The organism is Paraburkholderia sp. SIMBA_054 (assembly GCF_046534875.1).
Taxonomy (GTDB): domain Bacteria; phylum Pseudomonadota; class Gammaproteobacteria; order Burkholderiales; family Burkholderiaceae; genus Paraburkholderia; species Paraburkholderia hospita.
Window position 1 is genome coordinate 24720 of sequence record NZ_JAWRXV010000013.1, and the last position, 15207, is coordinate 39926.

Annotated in this window: 17 protein-coding genes; 12 read left to right on the forward strand and 5 right to left on the reverse strand. The window is 61.2% G+C overall.

What is annotated here, in order from left to right:
• Positions 1–64: 64 nt before the first annotated feature.
• Positions 65–1033: a ribose ABC transporter substrate-binding protein RbsB gene (rbsB, locus tag SB822_RS17490; protein WP_009769773.1), complete on the forward strand. Its 969-nt coding sequence runs from the start codon at positions 65–67 to the stop codon at positions 1031–1033.
• Between the two features lie 178 nt (positions 1034–1211).
• Entirely contained in the window at positions 1212–2228 is a 1017-nt protein-coding gene (locus tag SB822_RS17495; RefSeq protein WP_131242168.1) for a substrate-binding domain-containing protein, read from the forward strand.
• Between the two features lie 102 nt (positions 2229–2330).
• Here the strand turns inward: SB822_RS17495 and SB822_RS17500 are convergent, their stop codons facing one another.
• The 3 genes from SB822_RS17500 to SB822_RS17510 all read right to left on the reverse strand — a co-directional run bounded on the left by SB822_RS17500 (position 2331) and on the right by SB822_RS17510 (position 4705).
• Positions 2331–3794 (reverse strand): ISNCY family transposase, encoded by a 1464-nt coding sequence (locus tag SB822_RS17500; RefSeq protein ID WP_007733814.1) that lies wholly within the window; start codon positions 3792–3794, stop codon positions 2331–2333.
• A gap of 164 nt (positions 3795–3958) precedes the next feature.
• Positions 3959–4222 carry a hypothetical protein gene (locus SB822_RS17505; RefSeq protein WP_009769775.1) on the reverse strand — a complete coding sequence of 88 codons (264 nt, stop codon included), beginning with the start codon at positions 4220–4222 and terminating at the stop codon, positions 3959–3961.
• 192 nt (positions 4223–4414) lie between these two features.
• Positions 4415–4705, reverse strand: coding sequence for a hypothetical protein (locus tag SB822_RS17510; protein ID WP_007746898.1), 291 nt, complete (start codon positions 4703–4705; stop codon positions 4415–4417).
• 377 nt (positions 4706–5082) lie between these two features.
• On the opposite strand from SB822_RS17510, the gene SB822_RS17515 reads away from it, so the two are divergent.
• The 7 genes from SB822_RS17515 (at position 5083) to SB822_RS17545 (ending at position 11433) form a co-directional block, all read left to right on the forward strand.
• Positions 5083–5946, forward strand: coding sequence for an STAS domain-containing protein (locus tag SB822_RS17515; RefSeq protein ID WP_410855225.1), 864 nt, complete (start codon positions 5083–5085; stop codon positions 5944–5946).
• Between the two features lie 195 nt (positions 5947–6141).
• Complete coding sequence (locus SB822_RS17520; protein ID WP_114222686.1) at positions 6142–7695, forward strand: sensor histidine kinase; 1554 nt, start codon at positions 6142–6144, stop codon at positions 7693–7695.
• A gap of 85 nt (positions 7696–7780) precedes the next feature.
• Positions 7781–8236 carry a PleD family two-component system response regulator gene (locus tag SB822_RS17525; protein WP_244207931.1) on the forward strand — a complete coding sequence of 152 codons (456 nt, stop codon included), beginning with the start codon at positions 7781–7783 and terminating at the stop codon, positions 8234–8236.
• Positions 8237–8326: 90 nt separating this feature from the next.
• Positions 8327–8629: a hypothetical protein gene (locus tag SB822_RS17530; RefSeq protein ID WP_007746891.1), complete on the forward strand. Its 303-nt coding sequence runs from the start codon at positions 8327–8329 to the stop codon at positions 8627–8629.
• 158 nt (positions 8630–8787) lie between these two features.
• On the forward strand, positions 8788–9321 hold the full coding sequence (gene fae / locus SB822_RS17535; RefSeq protein ID WP_007746889.1) for a formaldehyde-activating enzyme: 534 nt from the start codon (positions 8788–8790) through the stop codon (positions 9319–9321).
• 245 nt (positions 9322–9566) lie between these two features.
• A complete protein-coding gene (locus tag SB822_RS17540) occupies positions 9567–10637 on the forward strand; it encodes a Dyp-type peroxidase (protein ID WP_410855226.1) in 1071 nt (356 codons plus the stop codon).
• Positions 10630–11433, forward strand: coding sequence for a family 1 encapsulin nanocompartment shell protein (locus SB822_RS17545; RefSeq protein ID WP_410855227.1), 804 nt, complete (start codon positions 10630–10632; stop codon positions 11431–11433). Before SB822_RS17540 ends, SB822_RS17545 begins: the two co-directional genes overlap by 8 nt.
• A gap of 31 nt (positions 11434–11464) precedes the next feature.
• Here SB822_RS17545 and SB822_RS17550 read toward each other — a convergent pair whose 3' ends face one another.
• Positions 11465–12049, reverse strand: a complete 585-nt coding sequence (locus SB822_RS17550; protein WP_009769780.1) for a TetR/AcrR family transcriptional regulator — start codon at positions 12047–12049, stop codon at positions 11465–11467.
• Between the two features lie 162 nt (positions 12050–12211).
• Between SB822_RS17550 and SB822_RS17555 the strand changes: the two genes are divergently transcribed.
• The 3 genes from SB822_RS17555 to SB822_RS17565 all read left to right on the forward strand — a co-directional run bounded on the left by SB822_RS17555 (position 12212) and on the right by SB822_RS17565 (position 14424).
• Positions 12212–12838, forward strand: coding sequence for a flavodoxin family protein (locus tag SB822_RS17555; RefSeq protein ID WP_410855228.1), 627 nt, complete (start codon positions 12212–12214; stop codon positions 12836–12838).
• A gap of 31 nt (positions 12839–12869) precedes the next feature.
• On the forward strand, positions 12870–13193 hold the full coding sequence (locus SB822_RS17560; RefSeq protein WP_410855229.1) for a putative quinol monooxygenase: 324 nt from the start codon (positions 12870–12872) through the stop codon (positions 13191–13193).
• Positions 13194–13311: 118 nt separating this feature from the next.
• Positions 13312–14424 (forward strand): porin, encoded by a 1113-nt coding sequence (locus tag SB822_RS17565; protein WP_410855230.1) that lies wholly within the window; start codon positions 13312–13314, stop codon positions 14422–14424.
• Here the strand turns inward: SB822_RS17565 and SB822_RS17570 are convergent.
• The gene (locus SB822_RS17570; RefSeq protein ID WP_410855231.1) at positions 14396–14860 is read right to left on the reverse strand and encodes a DUF3331 domain-containing protein; all 465 of its coding nucleotides are present in this window, start codon (positions 14858–14860) and stop codon (positions 14396–14398) included. The genes SB822_RS17565 and SB822_RS17570 overlap by 29 nt on opposite strands.
• Between the last annotated feature and the right edge of the window lie 347 nt (positions 14861–15207).

The window sequence follows — 15207 nt, forward strand, 5'->3', positions numbered from 1 at the left end:
TATCTATTACCGACTGCTGGACAGCAAAACCCAGTTTCACCACACAAGGAAGAAGAGGAAGACAATGCAGAAACCCGTTTCGCCGCGATTCTCGAAGCTTTTCGCCGCGCTGTGCGCAAGCACGCTGATGGCTGGTCTGGTTGCGTGCTCGAAGGAGGGTCCGGCTACGTCGGCGGACGCCGGAGCCAATGCGGCATCGGCGCCCGCTGCAAACGGCGCGATCACGGTCGGGCTGTCGATTTCGACGTTGAACAATCCGTTTTTCGTCTCGCTGCGTAAAGGCGCGGAAGACGAAGCTGCAAAAGACGGCGTGACGCTGATCACCGTCGATGCGCAGAACGATCCCGCGAAGCAGCAGGCGAGCGTTGAAGACCTGATCGAAAAGAAAGTCAGCGTGATTCTGATCAACCCGACCGATTCGTCGGCCGTGGCGAACGTCGTCAAGGAAGCGACCAGCAAGGGCATCAAGGTCATCTCGCTCGACCGTAGCGTGAACGGCGCGGATGTCAGCTCGCACATCGCGTCGGACAACAAGGCCGGCGGCAAAATGGCGGCCGAGTTCCTCGCGGACAAGCTGGGCGGCAAGGGCAATATCGTCGAGCTTCAAGGCATTCCTGGCTCGTCGGCGGCGAATGAGCGTGGTGCTGGCTTCGACGACGAAGTGACGGCGAAGGGCGGCGTGAAGATCGCGACGAAACAGCCTGCCGACTTTGACCGTGCGAAGGGTCTTTCGGTGATGGAGAACATCATCCAGAGCAACAAGGACATCCAGGGCGTGTTCGCACAGAACGACGAGATGGCGCTGGGCGCAGTGAAGGCGCTGCAGGCGGCGGGTCTGAAGAACGTGGCGGTGGTTGGCTTCGACGCGACCAGCGACGCCATCACGGCCGTCAAGGGCGGTCAGATGTCGGCGACCGTGCAGCAGCAGCCGGAGCTGATTGGCCAATACGGTGTGCAGACGGCGAAAAAACTGGTCGATGGCCAGTCGGTCGACAAGTTCATCCCGGTGCCGCTGAACCTCTATAAGCAGTAAGTTCTCATCTGTCCCTTCCCGTAGTACCATCAGGCGCCAGGACTCACGTCGCTGCGCGCCTGCCTCTGCCTCCGATCGAGTTTGGGCGGCGAATCCCCGACGAAGTTATATCGTACGCACGCACCGCTTACCGAAGCGGTGCGCTCGCGCTTGATTCATTGACCTGCAGGAAGCCCGCGTGACTCAGTTCGAGCGTCTGACCATCGACGACATTGCCCGCCTCGCGAAGGTTTCCCGTACCACCGCCAGCATGGTGCTCAACGGCTATGCCGAGCGCTACCGGATATCCGCGGCGACCGTCGAACGAGTGTTGCAGGTCGCTAAGGACCATCACTTCACGCCGTCGCAGTCGGCGCGGGCGTTGCGCACCCGTCGCAGCAATACGATCGGTCTTGTGATTCCCGACTTGACCAACTCTGCACACGCGGCGCTGGCACAGGCTATGGAATGGCAGTGTCGCGAACGCTATCAATATCAGCTCGTTCTTGTCACCAGCGATGAAAACCCGGTACGTGAGACGGAGGGTATTGCGCACCTCGTTTCTCATCAGGTCGATGGCCTGATCGTCGTGCCGTGCACGGGGGATGCGAAGCGCTACGAGAAATGGATGAAGCGTCTGCCTCTCGTGTTTGCCGATCGTCGCGTCGAGTCGAGCAGCATTCCGTACGTCGTCACCGATGCGGTTGAAACGGTAGCAACACTGGTGGGCGAGAGTATTGCGCGAGGCGCGCGTGAGGTGGTCTATCTTGGCGGTCAACCAGAGTTGTCCGCGAGTCGCGATCGTCTGGCTGGATACCGGCAGGCGCTTCGCCAACATGGTCTCGAGGAACAACCGGACTGGGTGTTCGAGCGAGACTACCAGCGTGAATCGGGTTACGAGCTGATGAAGTCATGGTTCGCTGAACACCAGCGATATCCGCAAGCGCTGTTCGCAGGCTCGATTACGTTGCTCGAAGGCGTTCTGCAGTTTATGAACGATGCACATCAACTGGCGCAGGCGCCAGGCCAACTGATGACGTTCGATGACCACAAGCTGCTCGACTGTTTGCCTTTCAAGATCGACGCGATTATCCAGGACAGCGCGCAACTGGCTGAGCACAGTTTGCGCTGCGTGTTTTCTCTGCTTGAGGGTGACGGCGCGCCGGACTCGCGGCTGGTGCCGGCGCGGATTCGGTATCGTAGGTCTGGTGGATGAGTTGTTGCCGCGCGTGGCTTGTTAGTGCGCCATCCGTTCTATCAGGCCCTATTTTCAAAATTCGACTTTTGTCTCCGCCAAGTTCAAATGTCGTACCTCCAGCTAAATAGAAATGTCGGGTTTTGCTGTGCTTTTTCTTATGTTTTTGGGGTGGGGCGGCGCAGCCGCCCCCCGTTCCCTCATGCCGTTGGCGCTGACTTCAAGAATGACCTTGTTGATGTCGGCAACCTCAATGGCCCGCTGTTTCTTCAGCCCGATGAGCGCCTGCTTCGCGCGAACTTCTTCACCGCAATGCGTACGTGACGGCGAGCCCGAGGCGCGGCGCTCATCACGCATGGCCTGCACGTGCCTCGCAACCTCCAGGGCGCTGGCCAGCCGCTTGTTCTCAAGCTCCGCGCCCTGATCAATGCGCGTGATGCGATCGTATTGCCGGTAAGGCAGCGTGACACCGCCGGCCTGGATCTCGATGACGCCATCGGGGTATTCAACGACCTCGACGTATTCATGGATCAGCCCACGGCAGACCGGCGTGTCATCCAGCAGGTACATCACGCGGTCGTACTGCACGGTCAGCGCATTGGAGACCTTGCGTGGCACGCGATACGCGAGGATCTGTCGCAGTGCCTCGTCGGCCCGCAGGGGCCGGTGCGCGTCGTAATCGCTCTTCGGTGGCTTGCCGAAACGCCGGTTGAAATCGGCGATGAAGGAGGGCGCATACGCATTGGCCGCCTCCCGCGTGCTGATCCCGCGCAGCCGCAGCTCCTTCACGAGGCGATCCTGCAGCGTCAGGTTGGCCCGCTCGACGCGTCCCTTGGCCTGACTCGTGTTCGCACAGAATGCGTCGATGTTGAGTTCGTAAAGCGCGCGGCCGAACTGCGTGACACCTTTGCCCACCGTCTCCGAGCGCTGCTTCACGTAAAAGACGCTGGCCTTGTCGCTGTAGAACGCGACCGGCTTGCCGTGCGCGTCCAGATACTTCGCCAGCGCCTCAAAGTAGCTGAAGGTCGACTCCGTCGCCGTGAAGTGCAGCGCCATCAGCCGCCCGGTCGCGTCATCGATGAACACCAGCAGCGTGCAGGCGGGCGCCCGGTCCTCAAACCAGCGGTGATCGCTGCCGTCGATCTGGATCAGCTCGCCCAGACACGCGCGGCGGTTACGCGGCTGGTACACCTTTGGCGCACGTTCCCGGCGGGGAATCCACAGCCCGGCAGCCCGCATCAGCGTGCGTACCGTCTCGACGGCCAGTTCGATGCCATGACACTCCCGCAGCTTCTCGCACGCCAGCGTCGGCCCAAAATCCGGGTAGCGCTCGCGGATCAGCGCCAGCGCCCGCTGTGCCTTGCCGGCAGGAAGCTGATGGTTGCCCGGACGGCCTCGCTTGCCCGACACCAGTCCGGCCACGCCGGCCGCCTCATAACGCCGCACCAGCCGCTCCACCTGGCGCACGCCCAGTCCCAGCCGTTCAGCCGCCTGGCCCGGCTTGAGCCGGGCCTCGGTCACGGCCTGAATGACCTTGAACCGGTCCACCTCGCGCATCGTCATCGTGATCGTCCCAGTCGCATTCATCGCCGGCGCTCCCTGAGGGATGTCCGGCGCTCAAACTACCTAAAACACGACATTTCTATTTAGCGGAAACCCGACATTTCTATTTGGGACCTACAGACTTTACGTTGATAATTTATCTTATGTAAAATCACAAACGCAACCTGAAGATGGCCAATTCCCCCCCTTCAGTTCACGCGTCCTTCAGCCGCCATTGAGACCCGACGCGCACTGCACGAACCGTCGAAGCATTTCTGCAGCCAGTCGTTCGCCCAGTCGGTGGCATATCGGATCGCATCCTGGCGAAGATCGAAACCCGCCAGATCACCGCTCACATGGATGAACGATTCGCCGTCCGGCAGCGGACCACTGATCATCGCGTGAGCCATGTATTCGCCATCGGCGCGACGCGGCGTAGGGTCTATTCGGAACACTGCAGGATCGAAATGCATGCGACGCTCCCATCGCGCGTTGCGCGAGTATAAAGTTCGCTTTCAGTGAAGTTGTACTGGGCGTGTCGTGGATGCGCCGAACAAACAACCCTACGCATCGATCGTCAATCGAAGCGCACCACGATCACTATCGCAGGCGATCACTTCCGGGACGCGCGATGAAACCACCAAATACCGCGGACCATCGGATTCTCACACTTCGGCATCCCAGATGGTTCGACCCGACGGACACGCATCAATGAGATGTTCGGCATAAGCCGTCGACGCCCTTCTCGCATCGCCGATGTTTTCAAAGCCGCGTTCAACCTTGAGTTGAAAAACGCGGCTGCGCCCTTCCACTTCTTTCTGCCCGGGTTCGTTGATCCGGACAGCGGCATCGAAGCCCTGATCGTAGCTGTGACCCGTTCCCGCCATCGTGCGTTGACGCGGATAAACGAGCAGACGAACTTCAAGCCCCCTGTATAGATATGCAGCGGCTTCCATGAGACACCTCTGTTGCCGCGATGTGCGGCGAAGATTATGCAGGTGGGACGAGCGCGGACCAAACGGCCGCATCACGATCGACGCACACGCGGCTGTCGGGCGACAGCGTTGCGGTGCATTCAGGCGGGCGATATAACCGAAACGAGAACCGAATGAGCGCGAGGTGCGAGGACTCAGTCCATCGTACGCGCATTAGTGCATTTGTACAGTGAAACTTTGCTTTCCGAACCGCTTGAAACGGGCGTTTCCGGTAGCGGCCGATGCCCGCCGGAATGCGCAGCGCAAGGACCATGCATGGAGTACCATGGCGCGGCAACTCATCAATCCGTCAGCTCATCGGACGCCACCCACGCTGGTCATTCACTCGTCAGGCTCAGATGAACATTTTCACCGGCAAGGCGCTGGCGGGCTTCCTGAACGAACGGGAATTACTCGATAACTGGTTGGACCAGCATTTTGCAGTTTCGTTGAGGCGAGGCCTCACGACAGAAGCCGAGATGCGCAGTCAGTTTGTGGGGTTCATCGAAGTATTTCTCGACACGTTCAGGTCGAGCGACACGCTTGACGCAAACCGTCCCGAGTGGGAGCCCGTGCGTGTGCGCCTGGGTGAGATATCGGAGCAGCGCACCAGGCAGGGCTTCACGCCCGTCGAAACCGCGGCGTTTGTGTTTTCGCTGAAGCAGCCGCTCTACACGCAGTTGCGCGTGGCGTTCGGCGATGACATGACCGCGCTCGCGGACGCCAACTGGTCCATCAATCTGCTGCTGGACGCGCTGGGCCTCTACACGACAGAAGTCTTCCAGCGCAGCCGTGAAGCAACCATTGCCCGACAACGGGAAGAACTGCTCGAACTGTCGACACCCGTCGTAGAACTGTGGGAAGGTATCCTCGCGCTGCCGCTCGTCGGCACGCTCGATTCGGCGCGCACTCAGGTCGTGATGGAAAGCCTGTTGCAGAGAATCGTCGAAACAGGCGCCGCCGTCGCGATCATCGACATCACGGGTGTGCCGACCGTGGACACGCTCGTTGCGCAACACCTGATGAAAACGGTGGCGGCCGCGCGGTTGATGGGAACGGACTGCATCATCAGCGGTATTCGCCCGCAGATTGCGCTGACGGTCGTGCATCTGGGCGTCGATCTGTCCGGCATCACGACCCGCGCGTCGCTTTCCGATGCATTCGTCGTCGCGCTGCGCATCGCACAGGCGACCAGCCCGGGCATCAGGGCGCGCAGATCTTAACGGCGGCGTGTCGCGCGACGACATCACGAACCCGCTTCTCGCTGCAACAACCTGCGCGCGATCGCCTCCATCAAAACCTGAACAGGACTTTTTACCGATTCACATCCACTCGCGCAGAATGCAGATAATTTCTTTTCCACGTGGTAATTTGGCGGGGGGAATTTGTCACAGACGTTCTGGTCCGCGAGACGGTAGATGGAAAAATTGCCGAGCAGTGAAATCCTCCTGACGTCCATGGGAAGCTCCGCGTCGCGAGCTGCGCGTCAGCATGAACTCGTCGTTCGTTTCGGTCAGGCCGCCCTCGCCGCACATAATCTCGCTTCCGTGCTGAACGAAGCGTGTCGCACAGTGGCCGACGGCCTCGGTTCCCACTTCGTCAAGGTGCTGCGCTACGTCCCCGAGCACGATCATCTTCTGCTCGTAGCGGGCGTGGGCTGGTCACCCGCTGAAATCGGCTTTGCGAGACTGTCGGCGGACAATGGCAGCCCTGCTGGCTATGCGATCGCCAACGGCAAGGCCGTGCTGTCGAATCACCTCGCGTCGGAATTGCGGTTTCGTACACCGATACTGCTCGAGCGCTACGGCATCAAGCGGGCGATCAACGTGCCGATCCGCGGCGTGCCCTCTCCGTTCGGCGTGCTGGAAGCCGACAGTCCCGACGAAGAAGCTTTCATCGCAAGCGACATCGCCTTCGTCGAAGGGGTTGCGAACATCGTCGCCATGTCGGCTGAGCGGCTGGCCGCCGAAGCCGGGGAACGACGCTCCGAAGAGCTGTCCACCGACATCCTGTATGCAAGCCCCGACCCCGTCACAGTAATGACGGAAGACGGCGTCGTGCAGTCGATGAATGCTCGCGCGTTGTCGCATGTCGGCGTTACCGACGTTGCCGCCGTGCAGGGCGTGAAATGGGCGACGCTATGGCCGGCACAATTTCAATCCGCCGTTGAAGCGGCCCTCGTGCACGCCCGGACAGATTCGCCCGCCCGCTTCGAGGCGCCCATCGTCGCCGCTGACGGAGCGCAAACATGGTGGGATGTCTCCGTGTCGAAGATCGAGCCGCAGCATGGCGTGCCGGGACGTCTCGTTGCTGTCTCGCGTGACGTCACCGAGCGCCATGAGCAGGAAGCCAGGCTGGCGGCACTGATCAGCGATCAGGAGCAGCAGATCGGCGCGAACGAGGCGATGATGAAAGAAGTCCATCATCGCGTGCGCAACAGCCTTCAACTCGTCCAGACCTTGCTCGGCCTGCAAGGCAATCTGGCTCCCGAGCCGGCCGTCAAGGCACAGCTCAAGGCGGCAGCCGTTCGCGTCATGACGGTTGGTTCGGTCCATCAACGCCTGTATCAGGACAACGGTTCTGCAGCGACCGATGCCGCGCGCTATCTGCAGGGGCTGATTACCGATCTCCAGGCAGTCATCGGTGAGCGGCCAATCGAACTGGTCGCCGATCCCATCATCGTGCCCGCCGTGCGCCTGAGCCCGCTTGGTCTGATTACGGCGGAACTCGTCACGAACTCGGTGAAATACGGGCGCGGAAAGATCTCAGTATCGCTACGTGCCGACGCCCCAGACTCGGCACTATTGAGCGTCGTTGACGAAGGGCACGGACTGCCCGATACCTTCCCGTCGCCCGAGGGAACGGGGCTGGGTTTGCGGCTCGTGCAAACCTATTCGGGTTTCGGCCGCGACGCGCTGAGCGTGGACCGGTCGGTGCCGTACAGCAAGATCGACGTGCGGTTCCGTTTGTGACAGACTGGCGCATCATCGCGCAATCTTCACTGTTTTATGGTGCATTCGCGCGTGATCGCCTATCTTTGAATCGCGGGTATGCCGTGTGCGAGAAGACCACGTAGCAGCGCTTTCCGGGCTGCGGGCAATTCAGCCGGCAGGTCGACCGAAGGCCAATGTGAACGTTTCTTCCCGCAGCACAGATGAGAGACCCGCCATCCTTCTCGTTGACGATGCGATCGATGCGCTGGAAGCGTGGGCACTGCTTCTGCGCATGGAAGGTTTCGAGGTCGTAACGGCGACGGGTGGTCTGGACGCGTGGCATAAAGCCCAGCAGTCGCCGCCAGCACTCGTCATTACCGACCTGATGATGCCTGGCATGAACGGCCTTGCCCTGTGCCGCGCGCTAAAGGCCGATAGCAGGCTCGAATTCATACCGATCATTCTCTGGACGGCGGCAACGATCAGCGTCAGCGAACCGGTTTTCGATCGCTTCCTGGTCAAGCCCGTTCTACTCGATACGCTTCTCGAGCATATCAACGTGTTGCTCGTAGGGCCCTGAAAAGTAGCGGGTCAACTCCACCAGGCAGATCGGTTGATGGGTGAATCCGAACGACACCTGCAAAGCTGCGCTCTTCTTGGGGAAGTCATCATGGCGACGACGGACTCACTGCTGACGCTGGCCGAGTATCTGGAAATATCGCTCGATAACGGCGGCAGCGTGCTTGTGATGCAGATGTGCGACGGCCTCTGCGCGATATACGTCGGCGACGCAACGAAGGCCCAGGATCATTGGCGGTATCACGGCGCGATCAGTGCTTCGATTGTCGACGACATTCTCAGGCTGACCCGCTGCGGACGTAACCACCTCGAAATTGGCGGCCAGAAGTATCGCTTCATTCGCAGCGCCGCGCACTTCGAGGATAGGGGCGCGACTGTCTTCGCCACGGGGTAGGCACGCGCTCCGCTTTTATTTGTCACTCTGTCACGAACCCGGGACATATTGCATAACCGCGCGACGGCCGCCGCCCTGCTCTGGCGCGGCAAAATCAATGGCACCTTCCTTGCATTCATCGCACCTCCAACGTCGTCCAATCAAAGAGGAGGTCCACGATGAGCATCGATCTGACATTCCGCGCGGGTGAAGCCACCGTCTTCGCGGCGCCCGGCCAGGTGACGGACGCCATGCCAGAAATTCTGATCGGCCGCGTCGACGGCCCGGTTGGGCATGCGTTCGCGAACATGATGGCGCAGAGCAAAGGCCACACGGCGATGTTCGCGATTCGTGCCTGCAACCAGATGGTGCGGCCCGCGACGATGATCGTCCCCAAGGTAACGCTAAGAGACATGGCGACCATCGAACTGTTCGGCGGCGTCGTGCAGTCGGCCACGGCCGATGCGATCGTCGATTGCCTGATCGAAGGCATCTTGCCGAAAGACCAGGCGAACGAGCTATGCATCGTCAGTCTGGTATGGATCGATCCGCGCTGCGTCACAGATGCGAACCTCGACAAGAAGGACATGTACCGCACGAACTACGAGGCGACCAAACTGGCGATCCAGCGCGCGATGAGCAACGAGCCAAGTGTGGACACGCTGATCGCCAACCGTCATACGATCAAACACGACATGGACGACTGGAGTTGAACCTCGAGCCTCCGGCGACCCGAACCGCCGTGCGATTTCAGAATCGCGCCCGCTCCGCAAAAACATAACAAGGTGGCTTGCGGCACCATAACGTCACGTCAGTCCGGCGTGAGCACAGCGCCGCGTTTCCACGCGGCCACCCCGTCCTCTCGTACGACAAACACCCCCTGTTCGCGGTACTCTCCTAATCCGGCACCTTTTCTGCCACGACGCAATCCGCAATGGTTTCAACAGGACATGGTCCGATGCCCAACGACATTCCAGAACCCCAGGCCGTCACCACCCCCATCAACCGCAGCGCGATTTTCATCGTCGCGACGCTCGTCGACGGCGAAGAGCACGCCGACACCGCCCGCGCCTGGTGCGCTGACGTCGCCGCGCTCGTACGTTCGGTCGGCAAGCGCGTCCCGTCCGGCAATCTGTCGTGCGTGGTCGGCTTCGGTTCCGGCGCATGGGACAAGCTGTTCGGCGCGCCCCGCCCTGCGCAGCTGCACCCGTTTCGTGAGTTCGGCCCGAGTGAGCGCCGCGCGATCGCCACGCCGGGCGACATCCTGCTGCATATCCGTGCCGATCAGATGGACCTGTGCTTCGAGCTTGCGACGCAGCTGGTGACCCGGCTCGGCGAGTCGGTCCAGGTCGTCGACGAAGTGCATGGCTTTCGCTATTTCGATCTGCGCAGCATGGTCGGCTTTGTCGACGGCACCGAAAATCCGACCGGACGCGAGGCCGTCGACTTCACGATGATCGGCGACGAGGACCCCGAATTCGTATCGGGCAGCTACGTGCTCGTGCAGAAATACCTGCACGACATGACGGGCTGGAACGCGCTGTCGGTCGAGACGCAGGAGCGCATCATCGGCCGCACGAAGCTCTCCGACATCGAACTCGACGACGCCGTCAAGCCGACCTCGTCGCACAGTTCGCTGACGACGCTCGTCGAGAACGGACAGGAAGTGAAGATTCTGCGCGACAACATGCCGTTCGGACGGCCGGGCTCCGGCGAGTTCGGCACGTACTTCATCGGCTACGCGCGCTCGCCCGACCCGATCGAGAAGATGCTCGAGAACATGTTCGTCGGACGCCCGCCCGGCAACTACGACCGGCTGCTCGACTTCAGCCACGCGGCAACGGGCGGACTGTTTTTCGTGCCCTCGGCGCCGCTGCTCGAAGCGCTCGCCGAGCGCGATCCGCAAGCCGCGAGCACCGCTGCCGACGCGAGCCCGAACGTGCCCGCCGACCTCCCCGCATCCGCCGAGCCGACTCACGACGGCTCGCTGAATATTGGCTCTTTGAAAGGAACTTCTCAATATGAATAACCTGCATCGCGAGCTTGCCCCGATCTCCAGCGAAGCCTGGTCGCAGATCGAAGAAGAAGTGGCGCGTACGTTCAAGCGTTCGGTCGCCGGCCGCCGTGTGGTCGACGTGAAGGGCCCGGGCGGCGTCGATCTGTCCAGCGTCGGCACCGGCCATCAGTCGACGATCGCGGCCCCGCATCATGGCGTCATCGCGAAACTGGCCGAGGTCAAGGCGCTCGTGCAGCTGAACGTGCCGTTCGAACTGTCGCGCGATGCGATCGATGCCGTCGAGCGCGGCGCGAACGACTCGGACTGGCAGCCTGCCAAGGATGCCGCGAAGGAACTCGCGTATGCCGAAGACCGCGCGATCTTCGACGGCTACAAGGCGGCGGGCATCATCGGGATTCGCGAGGGTTCGTCGAATGCGTCGCTCACGCTGCCCGCCGATGTCGCGGACTACCCGGATGCGATCGGCGGCGCGCTGCAGCAGCTGCGGCTGGCGGGCGTCGATGGCCCCTACTCCGTGCTGCTCGGCGCCGACGCGTACACGGCGCTCGGCGAAGCGCGCGATCAGGGCTATCCCGTGCTCGAGCACATCAAACGGCTCGTGAACGGCGAGATCATCTGGGCGCCGGCGATCGAAGGCGGCAGCGTGCTGTCGATGCGCGGCGGCGACTACGAATTGCATCTCGGGCAGGACGTGTCGATTGGCTATCAGAGCCATACGGACTCGGCCGTGCGCCTCTATCTGCGCGAAACGCTGACCTTCCTGATGCTGACGGGCGAGGCGTCGGTGTCGGTGGTCCCGGCGGAGTAAGCGCCAGGCTCAGCGCCCGATGCGCTGAGCTTCACTTGTCAGGCCAGCTCTTCAGCACGGCGGCGACCAGTTGACGAAGCTGGCGCCGCGTCGCACCGCCCCGCGCCTGCACGGCGAGGCCCTGAATGAACGTCGATATGAACGCGGCCGCATCATGGCTCGTCATACCTGCCGGCAGCGGGCCCGCATCCTTCACAGCCTCGAAGCGGGCGCGCAAACGGCGCTCGAATGCGTTACGGCTTTCCGACAGTTCATCGCCCAGCGGGCGCGCGTCCGCGCTGCACGCCAGCGCCGCCAATGTCACGAGACAACCGGACGGCGTTTCCTTTCCCGTATGAAGCGCGACGATGCCATCGAGCAGCGACTCGACGATCCGCTTCGGCGTCGGTTGCGCCAACGCGTGTACGCGAAAGCCCAGATGGTCGCGATGGTAGCGCTCGACGACCCGCCGGAACAGCCCTTCCTTGCTTTCGAACGCCTTGTACAGGCTGGACTTCGTGAGTCCCGTCGCTTCCTGAAGATCGGCTAGCGACGTCGAGTCGTAGCCCTTGTCCCAGAAGACATGTAAGGCTTGATCGAGGACGTAGTCTTCATCGAACTCTCGTGGACGTGCCATTTCAACTCCTTCTATCTCTGCCGACATTGTAGACCAGACGGTTCCCAACCTCGTTCGATGCAATCGAACGTTACGACCAGGACCTTCGAACGACATTTAAAACCGATTGGTCCATAATTCGCTCCATCGTCACCGGCAGTGACATTCAACACGGAGCAGACCATGTCGAAGGGATTGGAAGGAACGCGTATCGCCGTCGTCTACCACAGCGGCTACGGACACACACGGAAAGTCGCGGAGGCTGTCGCCCGCGGCGCGGGCAGCGTCGATGGCGTCGAGAGCCTGCTGATCGGCGTCGAGGATATCGACGGACATTGGGACGCGCTCGAACAGGTGGACGGCATTGTTTTCGGCGCGCCCACCTACATGGGCAGCGCATCGGCCGAGTTCAAGAAGTTCATGGACGCCACATCCCGCAACGTCTTCGCCAAAGGAAGCAAGTGGGCGGACAAGGTTGCCGCTGGCTTCACCAACGCAGCCTCGCGCTCCGGCGACAAACTGGCGACGCTTCAGCAGATCGCGATCTTTGCCGCCCAACACCGGATGCACTGGGTCAATCTTGGCCTCCCGCCCGGACACAATCATTCAAAGTCGACGGAAGACACGTTGAACCGTCACGGCTTCTTTCTCGGTGCCGCTGCGCAATCGAACGCCGACGAAAGCGCCGACGTCACGCCGCCCGACGCCGATCTGCGCACCGCCGAATTTCTCGGGGCCCGCGTGGCGGCAGTGGCCGCGCAACTTGCTGCGGGCCGCGCCGTGCTGAATGCCGCTGAAGCCACCGTTTAACTTCCCCTCGTTCAAACTCAGGAGCCTGTCCATGTCTGAAACCATTTCGTTCATCGTCCGTCTGCCCGGTAAGCCGGAAGCACGCGAAGAACTTTATTCGAGCCTCGTGAAGGTGCTCGACGCCATGTCACATGAGCCGGATTTCGTGAACACTTACCTCCATCGGTCCACAGAAGATCCCGATACCCTGGTACTCTATGAAACCTGGGCATGCAGCGCGCAGTACTTTCTCGACTATCACCTGAAGAAAAGCTATCGGGTCGACTATGAAGGCAAGCTCCAGAACCTGTTGAAGTCCGAGCGGCGCATCGAATGGCTCGAGCCCGTCAAAGGTTACGAGCGTGCAGCCAGCTAGTGAATGAACGGGCGGCGGTCACGCTGTCCCGTCCGTATGATTCGATCGCGGTGGCGGCCTCTGAAAGAGGCTCGCCACCGCGCGCGTTTTCCGTAGTCTCGTGCGACCCTGGCCCATCATGAACAACCCGGTTCTCAGACGACTTGGCGGACTTGCGCTCTCCAGCATTGCGCTCGGCGTTGCCCATGCGCAATCGTCGTTGTCTATCAGTGGCCACATGGATGGCGGTGTCGATTACATCAGCAATCAGAATGGCGCGAAGAGCGTGCTATTCGACAGTGGCATTCTGGCGCCGAACCTGCTTACTATCAAAGGGCGCGAGGATCTAGGCGGCGGAAATTCAGCACTCTTCGAACTGACTTCGCAATTCGATCTCGGGACGGGACAGACCATCCCGCAAGCCGGCGACATATTCAACCGCACGGCACTGGTGGGGATCGAAAACAGCCATTGGGGAACCGTCACGTTCGGGACGCAGTACGACTTCATGTTCTCGACACTGACGCTGAACCGGTTCGACGGCGCACTCCTCTACGGCGGCCTGTACGGATTCCGGCAAGGCCCCTTCTCCGCGCTCGGTGTGCCGGAGAATCCCACGGGTGCATTCGACTTCGACCGCATGGCGGGTGCGACGCGGGTCTCGAATGCAGTCCGGTACGAGACACCCAGAATGGCGGGCATGCAGGCGGGCGCATTGTACGGTTTTGGCGGCGCGCCCGGTTCGCTCGACAAAGACTCGACCATGAGCTTCGGCGCCAGCTACGTGCGCGGCCCTTTCGCGATGGGGGCCGCGTACGTCGACGTGCGCTATCCCGAGCTCGACGGTGGCTATGGGAGCATCAGGAACTACGGCGTCGGCGCGCATTATGAGTTTCGTCAACTGCTCGCCATGCTGCTGTACACGAACACGCGCAACACGCAATCGGGCGGCGCCGTCGATGTCTACAAGGTCGGCGGATACTGGCAGCCTGCCGGTCCGTGGGCGTACGGCGTTGACTATCAGTTCATGCGCGGCAATGCCGAACTGCAGCACAACCACGCACACCAGATCACGACCGCTATCCAGTACAACTTCTCGAAGCGCACCACGGCCTACGCGGAAGCCATCTATCAGCGCGCCAGCGGCGACAACGACGCCCAGGCATGGATAAACGGCCTGTTGCAGGCCGATGGCGGCTCTTCGAGCCAGAATCAGGCGCTCGTCAGAATAGGCCTCCAGACTCGCTTCTGAGCGCGCTCGTTTTGGGCAGTTCAGGCACTACGGCGGCAAGAATCATCCTGTTGTGATTCGCAGGCAGATACGACGGGCTGACGCGGGGACGATAGACGGCGTCGCCGCGGCAAATCGGCATGCCCGACAACGCACAAAACGCGTTGATCCGCGCGATGCCGATACGCCATACCTGGTTCGCGTAATGACCCGAGCGCGGATCACTCCAGTACACGCTCAGCGACTTCGATGACAGTTGCTCCAGAACCGAGACACGCGAAGGCGCCGCTTCGAGCTCGGCGGGATTGAATTCCGTCTTGACTAGCTTCCTCGGCAGGCGCCGTTTTTTCTTCGGTGCGCAGTGCACCCGGATTGTCAGTTGCAGTGCCTGCGGATCCGGCATCAATACGCCGAGCAGCGCGCGTCGAACGATGTCGTCTTCAGACTGACTGGTCATCTATCCCACTCCATCGCAACGTGTGTGTGGATGGATTACGCGGTGCTCCGCGTGACCCACGGTTCGAATCCCCCGGTCTTCGCGCTAACGCCCGTGCCCGCAAACCGGCTCTCATGCGCGCACAAGGTGGTTGTCGCTTTTCGATCGATTATGTTCCATACGGTCCACAATGTAAACGACGGCCACAATTCAACTCGTTCGATGATCCAGAACGTTTCCATCGACATCCATGCATGTCATTGGAAACCAATTGGTCCACAATATTTTCAACACGGCGCGATGCAGAGATCCACACAAGCATTGCTCCCGTTAGAGTCGTGTGAAGCGCGGCCGTCGATGGCCACCGC

Excerpts from the sequence above, each read along its gene's own strand:
- rbsB (WP_009769773.1), top strand. The coding sequence starts at position 65 with ATGCAGAAACCCGTTTCGCCGCGATTCTCGAAGCTTTTCGCCGCGCTG.
- SB822_RS17500 (WP_007733814.1), bottom strand. The coding sequence starts at position 3,794 with ATGAATGCGACTGGGACGATCACGATGACGATGCGCGAGGTGGACCGG.
- SB822_RS17505 (WP_009769775.1), bottom strand. The coding sequence starts at position 4,222 with ATGCATTTCGATCCTGCAGTGTTCCGAATAGACCCTACGCCGCGTCGC.
- SB822_RS17510 (WP_007746898.1), bottom strand. The coding sequence starts at position 4,705 with ATGGAAGCCGCTGCATATCTATACAGGGGGCTTGAAGTTCGTCTGCTC.
- SB822_RS17515 (WP_410855225.1), top strand. The coding sequence starts at position 5,083 with ATGAACATTTTCACCGGCAAGGCGCTGGCGGGCTTCCTGAACGAACGG.
- SB822_RS17520 (WP_114222686.1), top strand. The coding sequence starts at position 6,142 with ATGGAAAAATTGCCGAGCAGTGAAATCCTCCTGACGTCCATGGGAAGC.
- SB822_RS17530 (WP_007746891.1), top strand. The coding sequence starts at position 8,327 with ATGGCGACGACGGACTCACTGCTGACGCTGGCCGAGTATCTGGAAATA.
- fae (WP_007746889.1), top strand. The coding sequence starts at position 8,788 with ATGAGCATCGATCTGACATTCCGCGCGGGTGAAGCCACCGTCTTCGCG.
- SB822_RS17540 (WP_410855226.1), top strand. The coding sequence starts at position 9,567 with ATGCCCAACGACATTCCAGAACCCCAGGCCGTCACCACCCCCATCAAC.
- SB822_RS17545 (WP_410855227.1), top strand. The coding sequence starts at position 10,630 with ATGAATAACCTGCATCGCGAGCTTGCCCCGATCTCCAGCGAAGCCTGG.
- SB822_RS17550 (WP_009769780.1), bottom strand. The coding sequence starts at position 12,049 with ATGGCACGTCCACGAGAGTTCGATGAAGACTACGTCCTCGATCAAGCC.
- SB822_RS17555 (WP_410855228.1), top strand. The coding sequence starts at position 12,212 with ATGTCGAAGGGATTGGAAGGAACGCGTATCGCCGTCGTCTACCACAGC.
- SB822_RS17560 (WP_410855229.1), top strand. The coding sequence starts at position 12,870 with ATGTCTGAAACCATTTCGTTCATCGTCCGTCTGCCCGGTAAGCCGGAA.
- SB822_RS17565 (WP_410855230.1), top strand. The coding sequence starts at position 13,312 with ATGAACAACCCGGTTCTCAGACGACTTGGCGGACTTGCGCTCTCCAGC.
- SB822_RS17570 (WP_410855231.1), bottom strand. The coding sequence starts at position 14,860 with ATGACCAGTCAGTCTGAAGACGACATCGTTCGACGCGCGCTGCTCGGC.